The organism is Sphingobacterium sp. CZ-UAM, assembly GCF_002000245.1.
GTDB lineage: Bacteria > Bacteroidota > Bacteroidia > Sphingobacteriales > Sphingobacteriaceae > Sphingobacterium.
The window spans coordinates 158,503-183,255 of the sequence record NZ_MTCM01000005.1; the positions used below are offsets into that span (position 1 = coordinate 158,503).

17 protein-coding genes are annotated in these 24,753 nt (G+C 40.9%); 4 read left to right on the forward strand and 13 right to left on the reverse strand.

Annotated features, from left to right (window positions below):
• Positions 1 to 7: 7 nt before the first annotated feature.
• From BWD42_RS18395 to tilS, 5 genes are all read right to left on the reverse strand, one after another.
• Positions 8 to 337 carry a DUF721 domain-containing protein gene (locus BWD42_RS18395; protein ID WP_077437878.1) on the reverse strand — a complete coding sequence of 110 codons (330 nt, stop codon included), beginning with the start codon at positions 335 to 337 and terminating at the stop codon, positions 8 to 10.
• A complete protein-coding gene (gene recF, locus BWD42_RS18400) occupies positions 330 to 1,433 on the reverse strand; it encodes a DNA replication/repair protein RecF (RefSeq protein ID WP_077437879.1) in 1,104 nt (367 codons plus the stop codon). Before recF ends, BWD42_RS18395 begins: the two co-directional genes overlap by 8 nt.
• A 34-nt stretch (positions 1,434 to 1,467) precedes the next feature.
• On the reverse strand, positions 1,468 to 1,788 hold the full coding sequence (locus BWD42_RS18405; protein ID WP_077437880.1) for a DUF4834 family protein: 321 nt from the start codon (positions 1,786 to 1,788) through the stop codon (positions 1,468 to 1,470).
• An 88-nt stretch (positions 1,789 to 1,876) separates the two neighbouring features.
• Positions 1,877 to 2,371, reverse strand: a complete 495-nt coding sequence (locus tag BWD42_RS18410; protein WP_077437881.1) for a hypothetical protein — start codon at positions 2,369 to 2,371, stop codon at positions 1,877 to 1,879.
• A 32-nt stretch (positions 2,372 to 2,403) separates the two neighbouring features.
• The gene (gene tilS / locus BWD42_RS18415; RefSeq protein ID WP_077437882.1) at positions 2,404 to 3,735 is read right to left on the reverse strand and encodes a tRNA lysidine(34) synthetase TilS; all 1,332 of its coding nucleotides are present in this window, start codon (positions 3,733 to 3,735) and stop codon (positions 2,404 to 2,406) included.
• Positions 3,736 to 3,834: 99 nt separating this feature from the next.
• Here tilS and BWD42_RS18420 point away from each other — a divergent pair, with 99 nt between their 5' ends.
• Positions 3,835 to 6,213, forward strand: coding sequence for an OstA-like protein (locus BWD42_RS18420; protein WP_175992090.1), 2,379 nt, complete (start codon positions 3,835 to 3,837; stop codon positions 6,211 to 6,213).
• Between the two features lie 190 nt (positions 6,214 to 6,403).
• Here the strand turns inward: BWD42_RS18420 and BWD42_RS18425 are convergent, their stop codons facing one another.
• The 4 genes from BWD42_RS18425 to BWD42_RS18440 all read right to left on the reverse strand — a co-directional run bounded on the left by BWD42_RS18425 (position 6,404) and on the right by BWD42_RS18440 (position 10,266).
• Complete coding sequence (locus BWD42_RS18425) at positions 6,404 to 6,979, reverse strand: non-canonical purine NTP diphosphatase (RefSeq protein WP_077437884.1); 576 nt, start codon at positions 6,977 to 6,979, stop codon at positions 6,404 to 6,406.
• Positions 6,980 to 7,168: 189 nt separating this feature from the next.
• Positions 7,169 to 7,801, reverse strand: a complete 633-nt coding sequence (locus tag BWD42_RS18430) for a hypothetical protein (RefSeq protein WP_077437885.1) — start codon at positions 7,799 to 7,801, stop codon at positions 7,169 to 7,171.
• 128 nt (positions 7,802 to 7,929) lie between these two features.
• Positions 7,930 to 8,910 (reverse strand): deoxyhypusine synthase family protein, encoded by a 981-nt coding sequence (locus BWD42_RS18435; protein WP_046674101.1) that lies wholly within the window; start codon positions 8,908 to 8,910, stop codon positions 7,930 to 7,932.
• A gap of 258 nt (positions 8,911 to 9,168) precedes the next feature.
• On the reverse strand, positions 9,169 to 10,266 hold the full coding sequence (locus BWD42_RS18440) for a mandelate racemase/muconate lactonizing enzyme family protein (RefSeq protein ID WP_077437886.1): 1,098 nt from the start codon (positions 10,264 to 10,266) through the stop codon (positions 9,169 to 9,171).
• A 305-nt stretch (positions 10,267 to 10,571) separates the two neighbouring features.
• Here BWD42_RS18440 and gltB point away from each other — a divergent pair, with 305 nt between their 5' ends.
• The gene (gltB, locus tag BWD42_RS18445; protein WP_077437887.1) at positions 10,572 to 15,086 is read left to right on the forward strand and encodes a glutamate synthase large subunit; all 4,515 of its coding nucleotides are present in this window, start codon (positions 10,572 to 10,574) and stop codon (positions 15,084 to 15,086) included.
• Between the two features lie 17 nt (positions 15,087 to 15,103).
• Positions 15,104 to 16,564, forward strand: coding sequence for a glutamate synthase subunit beta (locus BWD42_RS18450; protein ID WP_077437888.1), 1,461 nt, complete (start codon positions 15,104 to 15,106; stop codon positions 16,562 to 16,564).
• Between the two features lie 138 nt (positions 16,565 to 16,702).
• On the opposite strand, the gene BWD42_RS18455 is transcribed toward BWD42_RS18450, so the two are convergent.
• Entirely contained in the window at positions 16,703 to 17,995 is a 1,293-nt protein-coding gene (locus tag BWD42_RS18455; RefSeq protein ID WP_077437889.1) for an esterase-like activity of phytase family protein, read from the reverse strand.
• Positions 17,996 to 18,208: 213 nt separating this feature from the next.
• Here BWD42_RS18455 and BWD42_RS18460 point away from each other — a divergent pair, with 213 nt between their 5' ends.
• Positions 18,209 to 21,250, forward strand: a complete 3,042-nt coding sequence (locus tag BWD42_RS18460) for a VIT domain-containing protein (protein ID WP_077437890.1) — start codon at positions 18,209 to 18,211, stop codon at positions 21,248 to 21,250.
• A gap of 158 nt (positions 21,251 to 21,408) precedes the next feature.
• Here the strand turns inward: BWD42_RS18460 and BWD42_RS18465 are convergent, their stop codons facing one another.
• The 3 genes from BWD42_RS18465 to tgt all read right to left on the reverse strand — a co-directional run bounded on the left by BWD42_RS18465 (position 21,409) and on the right by tgt (position 24,740).
• Positions 21,409 to 22,320 (reverse strand): DMT family transporter, encoded by a 912-nt coding sequence (locus BWD42_RS18465; protein ID WP_077437891.1) that lies wholly within the window; start codon positions 22,318 to 22,320, stop codon positions 21,409 to 21,411.
• Between the two features lie 109 nt (positions 22,321 to 22,429).
• A complete protein-coding gene (locus tag BWD42_RS18470; protein WP_077437892.1) occupies positions 22,430 to 23,509 on the reverse strand; it encodes an LptF/LptG family permease in 1,080 nt (359 codons plus the stop codon).
• Positions 23,510 to 23,609: 100 nt separating this feature from the next.
• Positions 23,610 to 24,740, reverse strand: a complete 1,131-nt coding sequence (gene tgt / locus BWD42_RS18475; protein ID WP_077437893.1) for a tRNA guanosine(34) transglycosylase Tgt — start codon at positions 24,738 to 24,740, stop codon at positions 23,610 to 23,612.
• Positions 24,741 to 24,753: the final 13 nt, after the last annotated feature.

A 24,753-nucleotide genomic window follows, 5' to 3' on the forward strand; every position in this document is an offset into this window, starting at 1 on the left:
GAGCAGATTATAAAATCACGACTTCTTCGATGATGACATGCCCGACATACTCGTTTACCCTTCCGAGGATTTGCCGGCGCATTAATGCCAGTTCGTTTTTAATGACAGCCGACTCCACACGCACAAATAACTTTTTGTCACGTACATAAAGCTGCTGGGTACGATTGGCAATTGCTTTTCCGATCAATTGAGGCCATACCGAAGCAATGGAGGTCTCATCAAATTTTCGACGCAGCTTGTAAGCTTCGAGCAGACGTTCTACCCCCTGCTTAATGGTCATATCATCGCTTGAGCGAATAAATTCTAGGCTCTTTTTCGTTGGTTGCTTCTTATACATTCACTTGTCCTCCTTCGATACCAAATATACGAACAGGGCGATTGATTTCGTCAAAGATTCGTTGAATTCTTTTTGAGTCCGTATCTGTTAGAAAAATTTGTCCAAAATCATCATCAGAAACCATCTGCATCAATTTATGCGTGCGACGATCGTCCAGTTTATCAAAAATATCATCGAGGAGAAGTAAGGGTTTAAATCCTTTTTTCTGTTGCAAATAGGAATATTGGGCAAGTTTCAAAGCAATGAGAAATGATTTTTGTTGGCCTTGGGAACCAAACTTTTTCAGTGGCATTCCACCATGAATGGTAAATATCAGATCATCTTTATGAATTCCCTGACTGGTACGTTCCAGAATACGATCACGCTCGAGGTTCTTTTCCAGAATATTCAAGAAAGAATCTAACATTAGCGGGGATTCATAGTGTAGCTGTACAGATTCGGCATCTTCGGTCAGAAATTGATAATGGCGATCAAATTCGGGCTGAAACTCCGCCATAAATGATCTTCTCTTCTCAAAGATCATATTGCCAACTTCCTCCAGTTGAAAGTTAAGAATTTCAATTACTCCCAAATCCAGGACATTCGTCTGGCGGGCCTGCTTCAACAGCGTATTTCGTTGTGTCAGGAACTTGTTATAGATAATTAAGGTATCAAGGTATTTATTGTCCGTTTGTGAAATCACATTGTCCACAAATTTCCGGCGTTCCTCACTACCATCTGTAACGATAACACTATCATTTGGCGATATCATGACCAAAGGGAAAAGGCCAATATGGTCAGCCAATCTAGGGTAATCTTTTTTATTCTTTTTAAACTGCTTTTTTTGGTTCTTTTTTAAACTGCAGGAAATAACATCACTATTGGAGTCTTTATCAAATTCTCCCTGCACCATAAACCAATCATAACCAGATTTGATATGTTGTGAATCAATGGGGTTAAAATAGCTCTTACAAAGCGACAAGTAGTGGATCGCGTCTAATAAATTGGTTTTCCCAACACCATTATTTCCTGTAAAAGCGTTTACTTCAGGTAGGAATTCCAAAGAAGATTCCGAGTAATTCTTGAAATTTAGAACAGAAAGTTGCTTCAGCCACATAGCTACAAAGATACGCTATTTGGACGGCTAAAAATTATTTTATTTCCTCAAAATCGACAAACTCACCCGCTGTTTCTGTTCCCTTACGCTCGGGTGTTTCCTTCGGTGGAATATAATCAACTTTGATTTTACCTTCAGGTTGTGATCTTTTACTCTCTTGCTGCCCTTGACCGGTAAATTCGTAATAGAAAGTACCACCCTGTCCTTGACTACTATATGCTCCACCCTGTTCCTGCGCTTTCTTCATCAGCTTTTCAGCTGCTTTACGCATTGCAAATGGTAAAAATAATTTGAATAAGAATCTTACTACAAAGTAAACAGCGAATGTAATAAGTATAAATTTTAAAAATGCCATAGTTAATTCGTTGCTATTTTCTCAAATTTAACCAATAAGTCGATAAACTGTTGTCTGTAAATTGTCAGATAAGAAATATTAACAAATTTTAAGACTTTCCCAATTTCCCTTTTGTCTCCATGATCGTGCGGTACAACTCTTCTTGTCTTTGGGTGCCCAGCACATAAGTCAATCCATCTTTATCGGTTAGGTATACCGCGTTTTTTCCTCCCGCAAAAAACTTAATCTTTCCTTTTGTATGTAGGTTATAAACAGGGTTGTTAAAAAAGAATGTACTATAAGGAGCCTTTTCAACCTTGGAAATGGAACCTAGATCTATTTTCACAACACGTGTAGACCAAAGACCACTGATCAGGACATGATCCTGAAATACCTCAATACGAAACAGGACCATATACATCATGATAATAGATGTAATAATAATCCCAACTCCGACGATAAAAAACAATTGACTTGAGATCAAGTGATCAAGGTTGAGATAAAATGCCGTAAAGCAGAATAGTACAAGCACCAAACGCACACTTATCCAAACACGGTCACGTCCTAAATATTGATTTTCCGAATAGAGTACACCTTCTTTCATTTTTTTTAGTATTGAGATAGTAGACTTACGCCTTAATCGCTTTTACAGACTAAAGTAAGGACTTTTTTTGTATTGGCGGTAATCTTATACCGATTATCCATACGATAATTGGCTAACCACAATATATCGCCATTTCCATTGACTACAATAGGAATATTTTCCTTTTCGAATAAACTGATTTTTTTATTGATGAAAAAATCACTTAACTTTTTTCTACCTTCCATGCCCAATGGATAAAAGCTATCCCCGATTTTCCAGGAGCGAATCGTTAATGGAAAAACAAGAAGGTCGTAATCGAGCCTCGCTATCTCTTTGTTGTTCGTGATAACAAGCTCAGTAGATGCACCTATATGGAAACAATACTGCTTCCATTCCACAGTTGATGTTTCTGAAGTGATAATCGCTTCATCCGAAGATATAAATTCCTTTTCTTTGATAAAAAGTTCATCTCTATCCAAAAGCATATGATAACAATCCGATTGAAAAATACGACCAGATTCCCTGCTCCAGGCCTGTTGTAAATCACTTAACACTGCTTTTGAAAAATTAAAACTGGAGAACAATTCGTATAACAAGGGTAAATTATTCAGATATTCCTCCAGATCCTCCTTACGCACAACCCAACCATCACCGGTTGTCCGAAAAAGCCTGTTCCGAATTGGCTCGACAAATTGTTGTAACAAGTGATAGGATTCCTTAAAGTGTGTAATATTCTGTTCAAAAATTTGTTCAAAATCAGGTTGCAGCTTTTTGAAATGAGGAATAATATCTATCCTGATCTTATTACGCGCATACTTTGTTGAAAAGTTGGATTGATCATCCCGATAGGCAATAGCATATTCCCTGACGTAATATTCTATTTCACTAGCTTTGAGAAATAAAAGCGGTCGAATAATACGATCGCGTATAGGCAAGATGCCCTGGAGCCCCTGTAAACCAGTTCCACGTGAAAGATTAAGCAAAACCGTTTCAATATGATCATTGAGGTGTTGGGCCACCGCTATTCGGTCAAACTGAAGTTCCGCCCGGAGTTCTTCAAACCAAGTATAACGGAGTTCGCGTGCTGCCATCTGAATGGACATTTGGTTTTCCTTGGCATAAGTTAGCGTATCGAACTGATTGACAAAAATTGGAATTCCATTATCTGTTGCAAACTTTCTTACCAAAGCCTCATCCAGTTCGGAATCCTTACCACGCAATTGAAAATTACAGTGTGCAATAGCGATCTGATACCCCGCTTTTGCAAATAAATGTGCCATCAACATCGAATCTTTCCCACCACTTACTGTAAGCAATATTTTATCATGAGGCATCATTAAATGCTCCTTTTCAATATATCCCTTTAATCTTTCCAGCACATTCATATAACAAAGTTACGGTATATTTTGGCTGAATGATAAATTCACATCTTAAAATTTGTGAAATCCAATAAAGTAGCAATTAAAATCCATATTTTTGCCTTTGTGAGACAATACATTTTTACCCTGATTGTATTAATTTTAACTGGCTTGACGGTCCAAGCGCAGAAACAGGACGAATTAAAGTTACTTTCTTCGTCGCATATTATTACCGGAAAGAATGGTAACGTGGTTTTTTACCGTCCAGTTTATGAACACGTTGGTTCGACACTATCGTCTGACAGTGGGTATTTACATAATGACAAATTGGGCAGACAATTCTTCGAAGCCTATGGAAATGTGATCATCACCCAACCCGATGGTACACAGATATTTTCCAACAAACTACATTATGAAGCGGCGATGCAGTTGGCCACATTGACTGGAGCTGTTCGTATGGTCAGTACTAGCGGATCAATATTGACTACCGATCACCTGGTTTATAACATGCGCAGTAAAATTGGAAATTACTACAGTGGCGGACGTATTCTCTCTGGAAGTGACACGATTACCAGCCAACGGGCTACCTATTTCGAAAACACCGGCGAATCTTATTTTAACCAAAAGGTAGTTGTCCGCTCAACCAACGTAAAGGTCTACACCGACTCCATGAAATACAATGCCAACACCCGTATAACAGACTTCTATGGTCCTACAAATATGAAGGGGAACAAAGGCGAAAATCTATATACCGAGAAAGGCCGGTATCATATGGCGACTGGTCAGGCCTACTTTTCGAAAAAAAATCTATACACAGAAGGCACTAAATTCCTCAAGGGGGATAGTCTTTTCTATGATAGACAAGTTGGAATCGGTAAAGCCGTGAAAAATGTTGTCTTTGTAGACACACTGGACAAATTCTACGCTTATGGTGGATATGGACTCTATAACGGAAGAAATGAATCCATCACCATGACCGATAAACCTCTGGTTGTCTCTGTCGTTAAGAAAGATTCGACAAAAAAAGATTCTGTCTCCTCATTCTCCCCTGTGCAGAAAAAATCTGAAAAGGAGCTAAAAAAAGAAGCGAAGGAATTAAAGAAAGCTGAGAAAGAGGAACAGAAAGACAACGGGAAAAGCAGCAAAACAGAGGTTGTTACTGATAATAAACAGAAAAAAGACATAACAGAAAATAAAAATATCCTCAGCAAGGATGAGAAATTGAAGGAAAATTCCGAAATGGATTCTGTGTTTATGACAGCTGATACCCTATTCTCACAGATGATCTTCCGACGCGATTATATTGCACGAGATTTTAAATTAAACCGTGAAGGAGGAGCCATCGAAGAAGACAATGAGGTTGATTATGGCGATAAAGATTCCATATCTTCAGATCTTGACTCAACCAATACCCTACAACAAGCAGCAGATAGTCTACAAAAAGGCATAGATAGCCTGCATAAAAATGAAATCAAGAAACCGATCGTTGGCAAAGAGGTCAAAAAAATAACCGATTCAGTTACGAGCAACAAGCAAAATACGCCGAAAAAACAACCGGTAATCGTTGGCGATCAAAATCGCATAGAAATTGAGAAAAACCTGAAAGCGGATAGCGTATTACGTAAAAAAGCGATTATACCGAAGGGTGGGGAATCGGATAAGATAATGGGGGCTGCATTGAAAAATGCACAAGAAGGGAAGCGAGATTCGCTGCCTCAAGATACGGCTAAAACGAGGATCCTAAAAGCCTACTATAATGCACGATTATTTAAATCCGATTTACAGGCTGTTGCGGATTCGATGTATTATGGTATGCAGGATTCGATGTTTAGGTTGATGGGAAAACCGATGATGTGGGCCGAGAATTCACAGATATCAGGAGACACAATATTCTTACAAGTGAAAAATCAGAAACTGGATAACTCCTTGTTGGTCGGAAATGCATTTATGGTTAATGCTACAAGCGACTCATTAAAGTTCAATCAGATTAAGGGTCGAAAGATCACCAGTTTCTTTAGCAATAACCGCATGGAACGCCTCTTTGTCGATGGAAATGCTGAAAACATTTTCTATAACATAGATGAGAAAACGAATATAGCGACGGAGCTCGTTCATGACCGGAGTAGCCGGTTTAAAATTCTGATGGAAGACAATAAGCTCAAAGAATACGTTTCCATCAGAAAAGTCGATGGAAAGGTCTATCCTATTGCAGAGGTTACGGCAGACAAAGAATTTTTACCCAACTTTACTTGGCGCCCTGAAGACCGTCCTAAATCAAAAGCGGATTTATTAAATAGAAAACGTGATCTTTCAAAGTCATCTTTCACCGCTCCGACTGAGAAGGAGACCGAAGAAAATGGAAAAATGAAATCCAAACCTAAAAATGAAAAACAGGTTCAGGAAAAGAAAGTAGAAGACACAAAAACTATTAAACAGGATTCAACGAATATAAAAACCTCGACACCATCGTCAAAAGATAGTACCCAAACGTCCAAAAAGAAATAAAATAGTCCACATACAGGATAAAACCTTCATGTTCTTATAAGCACCAACAGCTATGATAATCACGTGAAGGTTCTTTCTGACCGGTATAAAACAGACATTTTCAGAAAAAAACAAGCGGGACAAAATGGATTTTTGCCCCGCTTGTTTCCATTGCCAACAAAAAGTTTATTGATTAAAATACATCCCAATATTATTTTGTTTTTAAATAATCAGCCAGTTTGCCAACGGCAATCGCCCGATGGCTGATTGCATTTTTTTCTTCGGCACTCATCTCCGCGAAAGTTTTGTCATGACCATCCGGAATAAAGATGGGATCGTAACCAAATCCATCTATTCCCCTACGTTCTTTAATGATCTGGCCTTCAATACTCCCCTCAAAAAAGTGTTGCTGTTCATTCAGGTATAACGAAATAACTGTTTTAAATCGCGCGGTTCGGTTAGCATGGTCTCCCATTCTTTCCAAGACAAGATCAATATTTTTTTCCATATCCCTTGAACCCGAGTACCGCGCCGAATAAACTCCTGGTTCGCCATTTAGCGCGTCTATTTCCAGCCCCGAATCATCACCAAAACAATAAAGACCATATTTGTTTACCAAATAGTCTGTTTTTTGCTTGGCATTTTCTTCAAAGGTCACCCCAGTTTCTGGAATATCATCCTGACAATCGATATCGTTCAAACTTTTAATAACAAAAGCCTCTCCCACTATTGCCTGGACTTCCTCCAATTTATGGGCATTATTTGTTGCGAATACAAGTTCTAGCATCTTCTTTAAATTAAAATTTCATCTGTTGTTTCTTACCAGCTATCAAAAAGACCTGATCAATTGGATAAAGGTTTTAGCCAATTGGGGCCATCAAGCATTAATCTATTTATTATTATGGTGGCCTATTCCTATTCGTTTGCCGAATTGCAGTCTCTTAAATCCCGAATGTATAACATGAGATCCAGGAATTTAGGAAACAATAAACGTTTTAAATTCGTTCCAGAACAGCTTCTTTTTATTGACATCGGCAAACATTTCTTCAAAGCTGAAGGTGTTAAACACTGTAGCTATTCGCCCCTTCATATAAGAATTATGTTCGATTGACGGAAGTTTCAGCGAAGCAGGTTCCACGCCCAATAAAATAATCTTTGTTGGTTGAAAAAACTGCATAATCCGCTTAAAATCATTTGGATTGTGCGCATTTGCTAAATTAACCACAGCAACAGTTTCCTTCCTCAATTTTAAAGCTCCAATTGTTTTTTCGAATGCATCAAGTGCGGCGGGAGAAAAATAAGGATATTCTTCATAGCGCAAGATAAAGAGTATACCCTGATCTTTATTGCCCTGATAGATAAATTCTCCACCTAATACTTCCAGCTCATTATTACCTTGTTCATGACCAATATAACCAGATGTTAAGGTTCCATCTGGAACAGATCGAGTAAGATGATCAGCAGAAGGGATTCCGACAGCAATATATTCTGTATCCTTTGCTTTAGATACAGCTTCCTGAGTTGATTGAAAATCAAAACCATTGGTAAAAATGGTTTCATCCATCAAGGCTTGAAGTGCGACCGGATTATCTGTTGTTAAATTGTTCATCGTTTGAAAAGAAAAATAGTAGAAGGTAAAGATAAACAAGAAAAGAGTAAAAGAAAAAGGAGTAAAGAATAAAGAACCTGCCAAGGCAAAATTCTTGTTCCATACTCCTTTTTTATCAATCGAATAGATTAATGTCCTAAGATATAAGAGAAAATCAAAGGTGCTACGATTGTAGCATCAGATTCTACGATAAATTTAGGTGTATCGATATCCAATTTACCCCAAGTGATTTTTTCATTTGGAACTGCTCCAGAGTAAGATCCATAAGAAGTCGTCGAATCAGAAATTTGACAGAAATAAGCCCAGAAAGGTACTTCCTCCCATTCTAAATCCTGGTACATCATAGGAACCACACAGATCGGGAAATCACCGGAAATACCACCAGCAATCTGGAAGAAACCGACACCTTTACCAGCAGAATTGTTACGGTACCATTCTGTCAGGTAAATCATATATTCAATACCCGATTTCACGGTACTTGCCTTCAATTTACCTTTGATCACATTTGACGCGAAGATATTACCCGTAGTTGAATCTTCCCATCCTGGGCAAACGATAGGTAAGTTTTTCTCAGCAGCAGCTACGATCCATGAATCTTTTGGATCAATTTCATAGTATTGCTCCAACACACCGGAATTAACAACTTGATACAGGAATTCATGTGGTAAGTAACGCTCACCTTTCGCCTCTGCGGCATGCCATACGTCTTCAAGATGTTTCTGTAAACGGCGGAAAGCCTCTTCTTCCGGAATACAAGTATCTGTTACACGGTTGTAGTGATTATCCAATAATTCTCTTTCCTGTTCTGCTGTCAAATCCCTATAATTCGGGATTCTCTTGTAATGTGAGTGCGCAACGAGGTTCATCACATCTTCTTCCAAATTAGCCCCAGTACAAGAAATAAAGTGCACTTTATCTTGACGGATCATTTCTGCCAAAGAAACACCCAATTCAGCAGTAGACATTGCACCTCCAAGGGAGATCAACATTTTTCCACCATCCAAAAGATGCTCCTCGTAACCTTTTGCAGCATCTACTAATGCTGCCGCGTTAAAGTGACGGTAATTATGCTCAATAAATTGAGAAATAGGTCCTTTTTGAGTACTCATGATATTTTCTAACTTTTATAAAAAAACAAGTTCCGCAAAGGTACTGAATATTATCTATTTTAATTTCTATGTCCTGTCAAAACAGCTATTAACGGCTTATTTTTTAACAAATGTAAAAAAACAGACAATTTCTACTTCTTGAGCAGTCTTGAAAAGAAGAAATATGCAGCCACTAAGAAAATGACAATAACAATAAGGACGGCAATCTCTTGGCCACCTATCCCCCAGTTCATGCTATTCATACGCTGTGTATAAAAGTTAAATTACCCATTTCTCGCAGCGATCTAAAAATGCTTGGTCTATATCCGCACCGATACCCGGTTCATCCGAAATATGGATTTTGTAACCTTCATATTGGATCCCTCCGATAACCGGATCCTCTAGGTGACCAACCATACAGGTATCTAAATCAAAAAATTTGACATTTGGTGCAGCATAGGCAAAATGCACTTTGGCGGCTAGGGCCAAGCGTGATTCGAGCATCCCCCCTATCATACAGTTGATACCATACTCCGCGGCGACCTGATTGATTTTCAAGGCTTCCTGAATTCCTCCTGACTTCGAAAATTTGATATTGATATAGTCGCAGGCATCCGCTTTGCAGAGCCGCTCGGCATCATGGTGAGAATAAACCGACTCATCCGCCATAATGGGAACAATCGTTTCGGTACGCAGCTGAGGTAATAACTCATCGTTCCATGTGCGCATGGGCTGTTCGCAAAATTGAATTTTAAAGGGTTCCAGTCCCTGCAGAGCAACGACAGCCCCTTCATACGACCAACCTTGGTTGGCATCGATGCGAATAGGCATCTCAAACCCAACAGCTTTTCGTATTTCACGGATGCGGGCTACATCTGTTTTAGGATCTTTGCCCAATTTCACCTTCAATACCACGGCTCCCCCGTCCTGTAGACCTTTAGCTTTCAATGCCATCTCCTCAGGAGAGGCTATCCCCAGCGTCATATCGGTCGTTATCTCTCTTTTTGTTCCATTTAAAAACTGATAGAGTGGAATACCGGCATGTTTAGCCGCCAAATCATGTAATGCGATATCAAAAGCAGATTTGATGGTTCTATTACCGGCAATGTACAAATCTAGTTCGGCCAAACGTTCGGCAATAATCAATGGATCTTTTCCTTTCCAGATTTTAGCAAAATCACGTGCCAAAACTAGACAGGTATCCTGTGTTTCGCCCACGATCATGGGGAATGCAGAACATTCACCTACCCCGTAAATCCCCGTATCAGTGTGTATGCGGATAAACGTGTTTTGCGCATAATCCATGGTTCCGGTCGCGATAACAAATGGTTCCATCGGAATACTTAATCTGTAGATCTCTATTTCAGTTATTTTCATATTTTCTGTCTATAAAATAAGGCCTATCATTACGGCACAAACAATGTGCAATACTTTGCCTAATTTATACATATTCTTGCAATCACATGCTATTTTTTCCATTTCCAGTAAAAATTATCGCCAAATGATGCATTATTAGGGATTGAAAAATTCAATTAACCCCAAAAAACATTAAATACAATATCCATAATAAAAACAATAAAATGAAACAATAAAATCAAAACAAACACATTTTTATTAGAATATTTATAATATTATCCATTTTTATTCCTATATTAGCAATGTATAATATTTGAAAAGGAAAGATGATTCAACAAAGACCGAAAACGGAGGGCCTTTACGACCCTAATTTTGAGCATGACGCCTGTGGAGTAGGCTTTGTCGCCCATATTAAAGGGAATAAATCACACGCACAAGTGAAAGACGCGCTGACCATGTTGGAGAACATGGAGCATCGTGGCGCCTGTGGTTGTGACCCCGAAAGTGGTGACGGAGCCGGTATCATGATTCAGCTGCCACACGAATTTTTATGGGAAGAATGTATCAGCTTAGGGATACAGCTAGAGGAACCGGGTTATTATGGGACAGGAATGGTTTTTCTGCCTAAAGAAGAAACCATGAACAAAATATGTAGGGACTTGATTGAGGAAGCGACAGCAGAAAGGGGCATGAAATTCCTTGGCTATCGTCCAGTACCAGTCAATCGTGAAGGTATTGGACCAACAGCCCTCAGTGCCGAACCTGAAATCGTTCAGTTTTTTGTTAGCAGACCGGACGGAGTTTCAAACACTGAAGAATTTGAACGCAAACTTTTTGTTCTACGTCGCCTGATCATCCAAAAAGTTAAACAACAACAAGAATACCCTCTCCCACTTTACTTTGCATCGCTTTCTTGCAAAACTATCATTTACAAAGGTCAATTAACAACATACCAAGTCGGCACTTATTATCTTGATTTGCGTGATCCTCGTGTGGTATCCGCCTTTGGATTGGTACACTCTCGCTTCTCGACCAACACTTTTCCTTCTTGGTCGTTAGCGCAACCATTCCGTATGCTGGCACACAACGGTGAGATCAACACCTTGACGGGTAACCTCAATTGGTTTTATGCAGGCATGCGCGCCCTTTCGTCTCCATATTTCACTGAGGAAGAAATGGAAATCCTGCTTCCTGTTGTTGATCGGGGTCAATCAGACTCCGCCTGTCTAGACAATGTTGCCGAGCTCCTTTTACATAGTGGTCGTAGCCTGACGCACGTTATGCTGATGTTGGTGCCGGAAGCTTGGGATGATAATGCACAAATGGATCCGCTGAAACGCGCATTCTATGAATATCATGCTACGCTGATGGAACCCTGGGATGGTCCTGCAGCCTTATGTTTTACAGATGGTAAACATATCGGAGCAACACTGGACCGTAACGGTTTACGTCCATTACGTTATGCCGTAACCTCTGATGATCGTGTCGTAGTTGCTTCCGAAGCTGGCGCACTGCCGATCGAGGAATCAACCATTATTAAAAAAGGCCGCCAACAGGCAGGCAAGATATTTCTTGTCGATATGGAACAAGGCCGTATCCTGACCGACGAGGAGGTAAAAGACCAATTGATCAATCAGCAACCCTATAGTGAGTGGCTGGACAATTATAAAATCAAGTTGGAAGAACTGGAAGAACCCCGTGTCACCTATACCTATCTTTCCAAAGAATCCGTTTTCAAATATCAAAAAACATTTGGTTTCTCAAGAGAAGACCTTGAAACAATTCTGACACCGATGGCATTGACCGGATATGAACCAACTGGTTCAATGGGCTCCGATGTTCCTTTGGCTATTCTCTCCGATCAACCACAGCATATCTCAAGTTACTTTAAACAATTCTTTGCACAGGTAACCAATCCACCGATCGATCCAATCCGTGAACGCCTGGTGATGAGTCTGGCCACTTTTATCGGTAATGCCGGAAATATCCTAATCGAGGACAAAAAATTCTGTCACTGTGTGACTTTGCCTCATCCGATTCTTACTTCCAAAGAACTCGAAAAATTGCGTTCTATTGATACCGGATTATTCCAGGCAAAAACCATCCAATCTTATTTCCGTTCCGACGGGAAACCTGGCTCACTGGAAGCAGGTCTAGAGCGTCTATGCAGATATGCCGATGATGCTGTACGTGATGGTTTCCAGGTATTGATCCTTTCTGACCGTGCTATCGATTCCAAACACGCTGCCATCCCTTCGCTACTTGCGGTGTCAGCGGTCCATCACCACCTGATCAAAACCGGCAACCGTGGCGCTGTAGGTTTAGTCGTCGAAGCTGGTGATGCCTGGGAAGTACACCACTTTGCCTGCCTATTGGCTTTTGGCGCTACTGCGATCAACCCATATATGGCACTGGCAAGTATTCGGACCATGAAGGAACAAAACACCTTGGATACTGAACTAACCTGGCCTGAGCTTTCTAAAAACTACGTGAAAGCGGTCAACAATGGTTTGTTGAAAATATTCTCCAAAATGGGGATTTCAACCTTGCAGTCCTATCATGGTGCACAGATCTTTGAGGTACTTGGTATTGATAAATCTGTTGTTGACAAATTCTTCTGCGGCGCAGTATCCCGTATCGGTGGTATGACATTGGATGATTTGGCAAAAGAGGCTCTATCTAAACACTGGCGTGGATTTGAAAAAAGCCGTACACCACAGAACCTATTGCCTGAGGGTGGTATCTATCAATGGAAACGCCGTGGCGAAGGTCACTTGTGGAATCCTGATACCATTCACTTATTACAGCAAGCATGCCGTACCGGAGATTATGCTACATATAAAAAGTATGCGAGCAAGATAAACGAACAGAAAGAGCATATGTTTACCCTTCGCGGGCTGTTGGATTTTGCTAAGCACCGCAATTCCATCCCATTGGAGCAAGTTGAGCCTGCAAGTGAAATCTTAAAACGTTTTGCAACTGGCGCGATGTCCTTTGGCTCTATCTCTCACGAAGCACATAGTACCCTTGCGATTGCGATGAACCGCATCGGTGCAAAATCGAATACCGGTGAAGGGGGGGAAGATGAATTACGCTATCAACCGTTGCCCAATGGTGATTCCATGCGTTCGGCTATCAAACAAGTCGCTTCCGCACGTTTTGGTGTAACTTCCAATTACTTAACACAAGCAGACGAGTTACAGATCAAAATGGCACAAGGAGCTAAACCGGGAGAAGGTGGTCAATTACCAGGTCCTAAAGTAGATGCCTGGATTGCAAAAACCAGACACTCTACTCCAGGTGTAGGTCTGATTTCACCACCACCGCATCATGACATTTATTCCATCGAAGATTTGGCACAGTTGATCTTTGACTTAAAGAATGCAAACCGTCAAGCAAGGATCAACGTGAAGCTCGTATCTAAGGCTGGTGTTGGAACGATTGCCGCTGGTGTTGCCAAAGCACATGCCGACGTCATCCTGATCGCTGGTTTCGACGGCGGAACCGGAGCTTCGCCAATTAGTTCGATCAAACATGCCGGACTACCTTGGGAACTAGGGCTTGCAGAAGCACATCAGACCCTTGTAAAAAACAAACTGCGTAGCCGTGTTGTCCTACAAGCTGATGGACAGGTAAAAACAGGTCGGGACATTGTCATCGCTACACTATTAGGTGCTGAAGAATGGGGCGTATCCACAGCGGCATTGGTTGCAGGAGGCTGTATTATGATGCGCAAATGTCATCTGAATACTTGTCCTGTTGGGGTAGCTACACAAGATCCTGAACTGCGTAAGCTATTCTCCGGAAAACCCGAAGATATCGTCAACCTATTCACCTTCCTTGCCGAAGAAGTACGTGAAACGATGGCATACCTGGGTTTCCGCACCATCAACGAAATGGTCGGCCGAGCACAATTCCTCAAAAAACGTGAAAATATCGACCATTGGAAAGCTAAGAAGATCGACTTTACCGATATCCTTCATGTGGAACGCAATGAGCCGGGGCAATCATTGTATAATACCGAAGAACAAGATCACGGCATGGCCATGATTTTGGACTGGGGATTATTGAAACAATCGAAATTAGCTTTGGAAAGCAAAACTCCGGTATTTGGAACTTTCAAAGTAAAAAATACCGACCGTACTATCGGAACAATGCTATCCAATGAGATCTCCAAATTATATGGATCTGAAGGATTACCTGATAACACCATCAACTTCAAATTTGAGGGTTCCGCAGGTCAGAGCTTTGGCGCATTTTCAACAAAAGGACTTTCCTTTGAATTACAGGGAGAAGCCAATGACTATGTCGGTAAAGGCCTATCAGGCGCACAACTGGCAATCTATCCAGTAACAGAAAGTGCTCTTGTACCTGAAGATAACATCATCATTGGTAATGTGGCCTTATTCGGAGCTACATCAGGACACCTATTCGTCAATGGACAGGCAGGTGAGCGTTTTGCCGTTCGTAATTCAGGTGCTACTGCTGTCGTGGAAGGTGTAGGTGATCACGGTTGTGAATATATGACTGGTGGCCGTGCGCTGATTCTTGGTGCAACAGGGCGCAACTTTGCAGCCGGGATGAGCGGTGGTATCGCTTGGATCTACGATATCAACGCTGATTTCCGCGAAAACTGTAACCTGGAGATGGTCGACTTGGATCCATTGGAAAGTGAAGATGAAACAGCGATTATAGCTTTATTGAAACGCCATGTGCTATTGACCAACAGCCGTAGAGCAGATTTCATCTTACAGAATTGGGCCCGGGAAAAAAATAAATTCATAAAGGTATTCCCTAGAGAATACAAAAATGTTATTCGTCAAAAATTAGTTGAAGCATAAAATAGGAAGCACAGATCATGGGAAAAATTACAGGTTTTAAAGAATTTGAGCGCGTGCTTCCAACAAAAGAAGCTGTTGAAGGCCGTGTACAGCACTTCAAAGAATTTAATAAAGGATATTCTGAGAATGAGCTAAATAAGCAAGCTGCACGTTGTATGGATTGCGGTATTCCGTTTTGTCATTCAGGCTGTCCACTGGGCAATGTTATTCCTGAATTCAACGATGCGGTATATGACGGAAAATGGGAAGAGGCCTACCAAATCCTGACCTCCACCAATAACTTTCCAGAATTTACAGGTAGAATATGTCCGGCACCCTGCGAATCTGCTTGCGTGCTTGGAATCCATAGCACACCGATCACAATCGAAGAAATTGAAAAGCATATCATTGAGATTGCATTCAAAAAGGGCTATGTTAAAGCTCATAAAAGCTATTTAAAAACAGGCAAGCGTATTGCTGTTGTCGGTTCTGGCCCAGCCGGACTTGCCGCTGCAGCACAATTGAATAAAGCCGGCCACGATGTCACAGTTTTCGAACGTGACGATCAGGTCGGGGGCTTGCTCCGTTATGGTATTCCAGATTTCAAACTGGAGAAATCCGTTATTGACCGCCGGATTAATTTAATGAAAGAATCAGGAATTGAGTTCAGAGTGGATACCGAGGTAGGTAAAGACATTAGTTTTTACGAACTCAAGGCTTATGATGCTGTCGTTTTGGCGACGGGTTCAACAGTACCCTGGCATATGCAGTTACCGGGACACGAAGCCAAAGGGATACACTTCGCTATGGACTTTTTGAAACAGCAAAACAAAGAAGTAAGTGGCATTAGTATTGACCAGGAACGTATTTTAGCGACAGATAAACATGTTGTGGTTATTGGTGACGGCGATACAGGTTCAGACTGTATAGGAACCTCCAACCGTCATCGAGCCAAGAGTATTACCCAAATCGCCCGTAAACCAATTCCATCAAAAGAGCGTTTAAAAAACAATCCCTGGCCAATGGACAAAGTGACCTTTGGGACCTCCTCTTCGCAAGAAGAAGGCTGTGAACGCCTTTGGGCAACGGAAACACAAGAGTTCATCCACGACGAAAATGGCCACGTTAAAGCCGTAAAAGTCAAAGAGGTTCAATATGAAGTTGACGAATTTGGGCGCCGTACAAGATTGGGCGAATCCGAAGTTCGTGAAATCCCCGCAGATCTCGTTTTATTGGCTATTGGCTACAAACATACAGAGCAAAGGTTATTGGAACAGCTCGGTGTTCGCGTGGACGAAAAAGGAAATATTCTGGCTAATGATAAAGATTACCAAACCTCCGTCGAAAATATCTTCACGGCAGGCGATTGCCGTAAGGGACAATCGTTGGTTGTCTGGGCAATTTCCGAAGGCCGGGAGTGTGCAAGAAAAGTAGACGAATACCTTATGGGATATTCCGAGCTCGAAAGCAAGGATTTCCTCGCTGCACAAAATGCCTAAAGCCTGGCGATCCATATACCCTTCAGCATAAAGAGAAAGTCGGCCAATAGGCTTACCCTCGATGCTTTAGAATATTTAATCAAATACAAAAAACGCCTGCTGAAGTGAATATCAACAGGCGTTTTTGTTATACAACATTTACTTTAACGGAGTCTTTAACTTGATGAAGTAAATACCATTCTTATCAACGGTATTTATAGCAGGTAATATCTTAGATTTATAAATCCCCTCTCCTGTAACCCCGAAATCATCATCATTACATATTGCAATTAAAGAAGAATTAATAACAGCCAACCCTTCTGCTTTATCGTGCGGATATAATTCTTTGATGTCTGTCATTAAATCAGACACTAATGTTTTTTTTACAGGTATTATATTATTCGCAGCCAGGGTAGCAGCGTCTTTTAGTTCTTCTACACTCTTCCCATAAAACAGCTTCCCATTCTCCCCATTTTTATCATCAGATATATCCGTTGCCCCCGAAAGGTCTATATGATAGATTTTTTTGAATACCTTGTTCCGTGTTGCCGCCGTCGCATATTCACCGTCACGTTCCAGTACAATAAACGTAGAGTTAGACACCGCAGCAATTTCACTCACGGCTTGCAGGTCCGGCTGTTCCATCATATAGACATACTGTTTTGTATTTCCTGTCGCAATATCCATAGTGACTATACGGATAACCAAAGAATTCTTCACCGCATCCTTAGAAGGATTATAGAGGGGAAATTGCATGATACCAACCAGTGTCTTTCCATCCGGCGTAATAGTCAAGCCCTCCATTCCGCGATTTGGACGACGCTTAGCAAATACCAATGGTAATTTCTTCCCTGTTGTCCAAGGATTGATCCGCTCAATCTCCTTTCCAGAAGCATCAAAGTGAACAATATGTGGCCCATATTCGTCACTTACCCACCAAGAGCCATCGGCAGCTCTCGCCAATCCTTCCGAGTCGATACCGTCTTCGCTTTTTCCCAAATCATTTCCATTCGTATCCAACGCTTTTTCTCCCGACCCACCTTTACCCTCAGGGTTCGGCAAGCCGTTCAATTTTACGCCGTTTTTATTCTTTAATTCAATTGCTGATTCAAAAACCAGCACATTATCTTTTAATCGAAATTTACCGATCTGCGGTGTAAACATTGGGTTAGCAAAAACTTTGCTGTTTTTCTCTGTTCCATCAATATTTGGTCCACGATCCGTTAATAAATAAAAGACGGTTTTATCATTCGGATCCTGAACCATAGAAGACCCATACCCACCATTGTATACCTTGACTTCACCAACCGTACCCAATACTTTTGGATCTGTGGCTACTGCCTTATCCGGATAAGTTAAATTAACAATTGGATCGATTATCTTTGACACATCGTCCTTACTGCAGGAGGCACACAAAAGAGCAATCCCCAAGGCACTGTATAATTTTCTCATAATTTGTTCTATTATCCTGCAAACATAAACCTCGCATATTAGGCAATCATTAACAAATGTTTAAATAACTTACATCCACCACCACATCATAATGACAAATAAAAATAGCTTGCCTTTATGGAATTTGATTTTTCATTGCATCCAAGGAAAAATAGGCAAAGGAGTTTGAGCGCGTTCCGACTCCGATAAAAATAAACCAACAAATTTATACGGATGAAAAAGACAATATTAGCCCTCCTCACCCTATTGGTATTTTCCAATGTGGATACAAAGTCTCAAGTAAGACCTGCCCGTGAGGTACCCAGCTTAAAAATAAAAAACGAGCAAGGTATCGATGCAGCAAAACTGGTCGACCTAAAAGTAGCTGTCAGTATTTTTGGAAATATTGCAAAAACATCGATGACCATGACTTTCGAAAACAGCACAGACCGGGATCTTGAAGGGGAACTTACTTTCCCGATGCCTGAAGGTGTTTCCGTTAGCGGTTATGCACTGGATATCAACGGAAAACTACGTCAGGCGGTACCGGTAGACAAACATAAAGGCACCGAAGTTTTTGAAAGTATAGAAACACGACGTGTAGACCCCGGATTGCTCGAAAAAGTAGAAGGAAACAATTTCCGAAGCCGAATCTATCCCCTACCTTCGAAAGGACGACGTACGATCCAGATCAGTTATTCCGAGAACTTAACACCAGAATCCGATCAGGCATTATATTATTATCTGCCTTTGAACTATAATTTCCTTATTGAAAACGTCGAGCTGAACATCAATGTCTACCAAGGCAATAAGAAGCCAAGCTTTACAGAGCTGCCTGATGGTTCCTTGGCATTTACTGAACAAAACCATAACTACGCAGCTACATTACATAAGCAAAAGTTTAAATCCTCAAAGAATCTCGCGATTAAACTCCCTTTAAGCGAAAACACCGTCTCAGGATTAAAACAATTCAACCAGGATAGCAGTTTTTACTTTCTTGCCAATGCGAAATTGGAAATACCCAAGCAGACGCAAAAAAAATGGGGCAACAGTATCGCCATTATCTGGGATCGTTCATTAAGTTCAAAAAATAGAGATCTCGAAAAAGAGTTGAGCCTCCTGGATCAGTTTTTCAGTGACAACCAGAATATATCCGTGGATCTAGGTTATTTAGACATACGTTTCAGCAAAGCCCGGACATTTCAGATCAGTCAGGGAAACTGGGAAGAGTTGAGAAATTATCTAAAACAGACTGTCTATGATGGTGGAACTGACTATAGCCAAGTAAAGAGCGGCGTACTGCATGGCGCAAATTACCTGTTTTTCAGCGACGGACTTTCAACATTCGGCAAGGGTAAAATTGAACTTGATCAGCCTACTTACTGTATCACCTCCTCAAGCAGTTCAGACTATGCCAATCTAAAACAAATTGCTCAGGCCCATTATGGGAAAATGATTAATTTGACAAATACGACCGTAACTCAAGCCTACAGTACGTTAAATCTGCTCGACCTGCTCTTTTTCGGAGTAAAAGAACAAGATGCTTTTACAGAAATCTATCCTGAGAAAGGCTCACCTGTTCAATCTTATTTTTCTGTCTCGGGACTTGGCAAAGACAGTAGGGCAAAAGAAATCACAGTTTTAGTCGGTGATGGCACACAGATCATTAAAGAAATCAAAGTGCCATTAAAACCCGACAATGGAGAGATCGATCTGCAACAGATCTGGGCGCAGAAAAAAATAGAGGCCTTGGACGTCCAATACGAAGATCATCGTGAAGAAATCGAGGCAATCGGAAAACAGTTTGGCATAGTGACACGAAATACCAGTCTAATTGTTCTGGAAGATGTGGAAGATTATGTACGCTATGCAATTATGCCGCCAGCAGAGTTACTTCCCGAATACAACCGACTCCTAAAAGAAGAACGTATAGAAAAGGAAGAACGTGTAGCAGATTTATTGACCCTGGCCCACAATATCACCGAGCAACTCCAATCCTGGTGGAATACCGACTTCCAGCAAAAAACCAAATATCCACAACGGGGCCGGCCTACTGATACAACTATTGCACAAGAGGCTCCAATTGCCAGCACCACCATCCCACATCTCCCCACTCCTCATTCGGCAAGCCCTGTGGCCACACCACCGGTCGTGGAATCCAGATCATCAGTGGGGACTAGTGACGGCAAGAGCATGTCTGCAGTCGCCAATTCAAGAGCTACTACTGAAGCGGCCAGCGAAGTAACACTCGAAGAAATCTCATCGAAGGATGTACTTAAAGAATCCGTCACGATAGTCGCTGACGAAGCTGTAGATGTACCCGTAGCTGGAGTAGGGGCGACCAATACCCTCAGCAACGCAACCGGCAAAATCAGTATTCCCGAAATAAAGGAAGACAATGCTTACCTAAAGAAGCTCAATCAATCCAAAGATCCTTACAAAAGCTATCTTCAGCTACGGGATCAGTATATGGGAACACCGACCTTCTATTTCGATGTTGCCAACTTCTTTTTCAAAAAGGGAGATAGGCAAAAGGCTTTACTCGCCCTAAGTTCGTTGGCTGACCTGCAAATCGAAAATGCAGATCTTTACAAGACCATTTCCTACAAGCTTAGGGAATGGGGAGATGTTGACAATGCATTGTATATAACTGCTAAAGTACTGAAATGGAGACCAATGGATCCGCAAAGTCATCGTGATTATGCCCTGGTATTACAGGATAAGGGTCGGTACAAAGAAGCGCTGGAACAACTTTATGGCATTTTGACACAAAGTTATTCACCCGAGGCCGCTAATCGGGACGATGGCATTGAGGAAATCCTTGTGATGGAGATCAATAACCTTATCAAACTCCAGAAAAGTGCAACGGCTAAAGTTGCTGTGGAAAAGAAACTTGTCGCTGACTTACCTGTTGACATGCGGGTAGTCATCAATTGGAATTCCCAAAATACCGATATTGATCTCTGGGTCACAGACCCCAATGGAGAAAAATGCTTTTACAGCAACCCCGCAACAGCCATTGGAGGTCGGCTAAGTAATGATTTTACAGGAGGCTATGGTCCAGAACAATTCTTATTAAAAAAAGCATTGAAAGGGAAATATAAAATAGAAGTTGATTTCTATAACGATAGCTCCTTGACTCTGGCTGGCCCTGCCGCTGTCTTAGCTGAAATCTTCACCTATTATAGTTCAGGAAGACAAGAGCGCAAACTCACAACGATCTACCTTGACCGCGACAAAGAAAGAAATATGTTAGTGGGAGAATTTATATTTTAGTTCGCCTGAAAGATAGGATGAGGGTGGGGTTCAAAAGAAGCAAATCCGCTGCATTTGAAGAGTGAAATAGATCTGCAAGCGAGTAAGAGTAGAGTGAAAGAATATGAGCAGAGTGAAAGAAAAAAGGTGTCCAACTTTGCTGGACACCTCAGTAATCTTTAGTGCAATTTGCGGATGATTAGCTCCTTTTGTCGTTTCTCCAACTTCGTTTTCACATAAGGATAGGTAAATACAGCACCGAGAACGATACATGCTCCGAGATAAAACCCACCGCTCATGGTTTCCTTCTGTCCAAAAATCAACATCGCCAAAAGTATACCATATACCGGCTCGAGGTTAGTCGTCAATGCAACAGTAAAAGCCGATAGTTCCTTCATCACCGCTACTCCCATCACATAGGCTACTGCCGTACAGACTACCCCCAACAACAGCAGATAGATCAAATCCTGTTGTCCTAGATACATCTCAGTACTAAAATCCCCTGTGAATAGCATTAATATACTGATCCAAAAACAGGCTCCTAGCATTTCATAAAATGTAATCAGCGTTGGACTGGATTTCTTGACCATCCTAGCATTGGCAATAGAAAATATACTTGCACAGAAAGCGCAACCGAGGCCAGCCAATAGACCAAGCAGATAATGTGTCTCAAACGAAAATATGGTGTAAATCCCCAAAATGATTACCAGACCAACGACAATATCCAATAACGCGATACGTCTTTTGTTAACAATAGGTTCCAATATAGCCGTAAACAATGTCACAGAGGATAAAGTTACCAAAGTCACCGAGACCGTTGATACTTTGATGGAATAGAAAAATAAGACCCAATGTAAACCAACAATAGCCCCCACCATAAAAAACTGGAAAAACTGTTTTCTAGAAACCAATATCGATTGTTTGGTCAACAGAAAATAGGCCAGTAGTGAAACAGACGCTATCGCTACACGATACCAAACCAGGTGAATGGCAGAAACAGAAATGAGACTACCCAAAATCCCTGTAAACCCCCAAATAAGAATTGTTAAATGCAGAATTAGAATATTCCGATTTAGCTGAATTTTAGACATATTCAATAGAATATAAATTATTTTGTAATAGCGATGAAACGATTAGCAGCAGCGCTTATTTTTCCCTTTGTTATATTAACTGCTTAAGCCAATGTGATATGAATTGGAGCTATTTTGGTGCTTTTATCGCAAGATAAACTGCGACCAATAAAAAAGTCACATTTGGAATCAATACCGCTATCAATGGCGGCAATCCCCCTTTCAGTGAAAACATGGTAGCAAACTGGATAAAAACAATATACGTAAAACTTAAGCCGATTCCGATACCCAAACTTAAACCGATCCCCCCCCTGACTTTCTTGGAAGAAAGCGCAACTCCCATAAGTGTCAAAACAAAAGCCGAAAATGGATAAACATAACGTTTATATTTTTCAAGCAACAGATCATTCATGACTCCTGTCCCCCTAGTTTTCTCTTTATGGATACGGACATTAAGTTCCCGCGTGTCCATTGCAGTAAACATATTATCCCTTAATTCAAAATCCGAGGGTTTCATATCCAAGGTCGTATCTTTGACTGTCCCTTTGTCCATTCGCTCATGTAGCCCATTGATAATCCGGTTTGTGTAGCCCTCTATTTTCCATTTCGTCGCTACGGAGTCCCATGTGATACGGTCCGCCATCATCTTCTCTCTTAAGGTATCACCTTTGAAAATCTCCAGCACAAAACCATAGCCCGTCTTGGTGGTGTTATCGAAATTATCAATATAAACGTAGCTGTTTTTATCCAACTGCATATGTGTGGATACCCGGGAGTTATCCTTCAAAGGTTTTACATAAATATTCTCAAAATCCACTTTCATTTTATTCGTATGTGGAATAATGAATATATTAAATATGAAAGAAACAGCAAAGATTATTGTTGCGGCAATCATATATGGTCGCAACAAACGGTTGAAACTGTACCCCGCACTTAATATCGGAACAATCTCCGTCTGATCCGCCATTTTCGACGTGAAAAAGATAACTGCAATGAAGTTAATTAATGGACAGAGAAAATTAAGATAGAATGGAATAAATCCCGCATAATACTCAAAGACAATCTTATCTAAAGGTGCCTTATATTTCAGAAAGTCATCCAATCTTTCGGATACATCAAAGACGACCATCACCACGGTGAATATGGCCATCGTAAACACGAATGTTGTCAGGTACTTTTTGATGATGTAACGATCGATTAACGAAAGCATATTGTTAGATTTGAGTATTAAGATATGAGATTTGAGACTCTACTACTGCAAGCCTAGGACTTACATACTTTATCTATATTTTATTTTTTATTTGACGCTATTACAAACGCTGATCCAAAATTTTCACCATTTTATTTTTCCAGTCATAGAATGTTCCGTCGATGATTTTCTCACGGGCTTGATTGACCAACCAAAGATAAAAATGTAAATTGTGTAATGAAGCGATTTGCGCGCCCAAAATTTCCTGCGATTTTATCAGATGCCGTAAATAAGCCTTTGAATAGAATTGATCGGCATGTAAATCACTTTCCGCTTCAATAGGCGAGAAATCATCCTTCCATTTTTCATTCTTGATATTGATGATCCCATTTTGTGTAAAGAGCATACCATTCCGCGCATTACGCGTTGGCATCACACAGTCAAACATATCAACTCCCAAAGCGATATTTTCCAGGATATTCACTGGCGTACCTACCCCCATTAGATAACGCGGTTTTTCTTTAGGTAAAATATCACAGACCACTTCGGTCATTGCATACATTTCCTCTGCTGGCTCTCCGACAGATAATCCACCAATTGCATTCCCATCCCGATTAAAGGATGCGATTGTTTCCGCGGATTTTATTCTTAAATCTTTGTAAACTGATCCCTGTACAATCGGAAACAATGTCTGATCATAGCCATACAGCGGATCCGTACTATCAAAACGATCGACACAACGTTTCAACCAACGATGAGTCATATCCAATGAACGACGTGCATAACCATAATCACATGGGTAAGGCGTACATTCATCAAATGCCATAATGATATCCGCACCGATAATACGCTGTGTATCCATTACATTTTCAGGCGTAAAAAGATGTTTTGAACCATCAATATGCGAACGGAAAGTTACTCCCTCTTCTTTAATCTTACGCACTTCTGTCAAGGAATAGACTTGATAACCACCGGAATCTGTCAAAATCGGACGGTCCCAGCCATTAAACTTATGCAATCCGCCAGCCTTGTTCAATACATTCAATCCCGGACGCAGATAAAGATGATAGGTATTCCCTAGAATAATCTGTGCTTCAATATCATTTTTCAACTCATGCTGATGAATGGCCTTCACCGTACCGGCAGTACCAACAGGCATAAAAATAGGAGTTTGAATAGGACCGTGTGCAGTTTCAACAACACCCGCACGTGCTTTTGATAGTCTATCTTGTGCTTGTAGCGTAAATTTCATTAATATTTTCCTC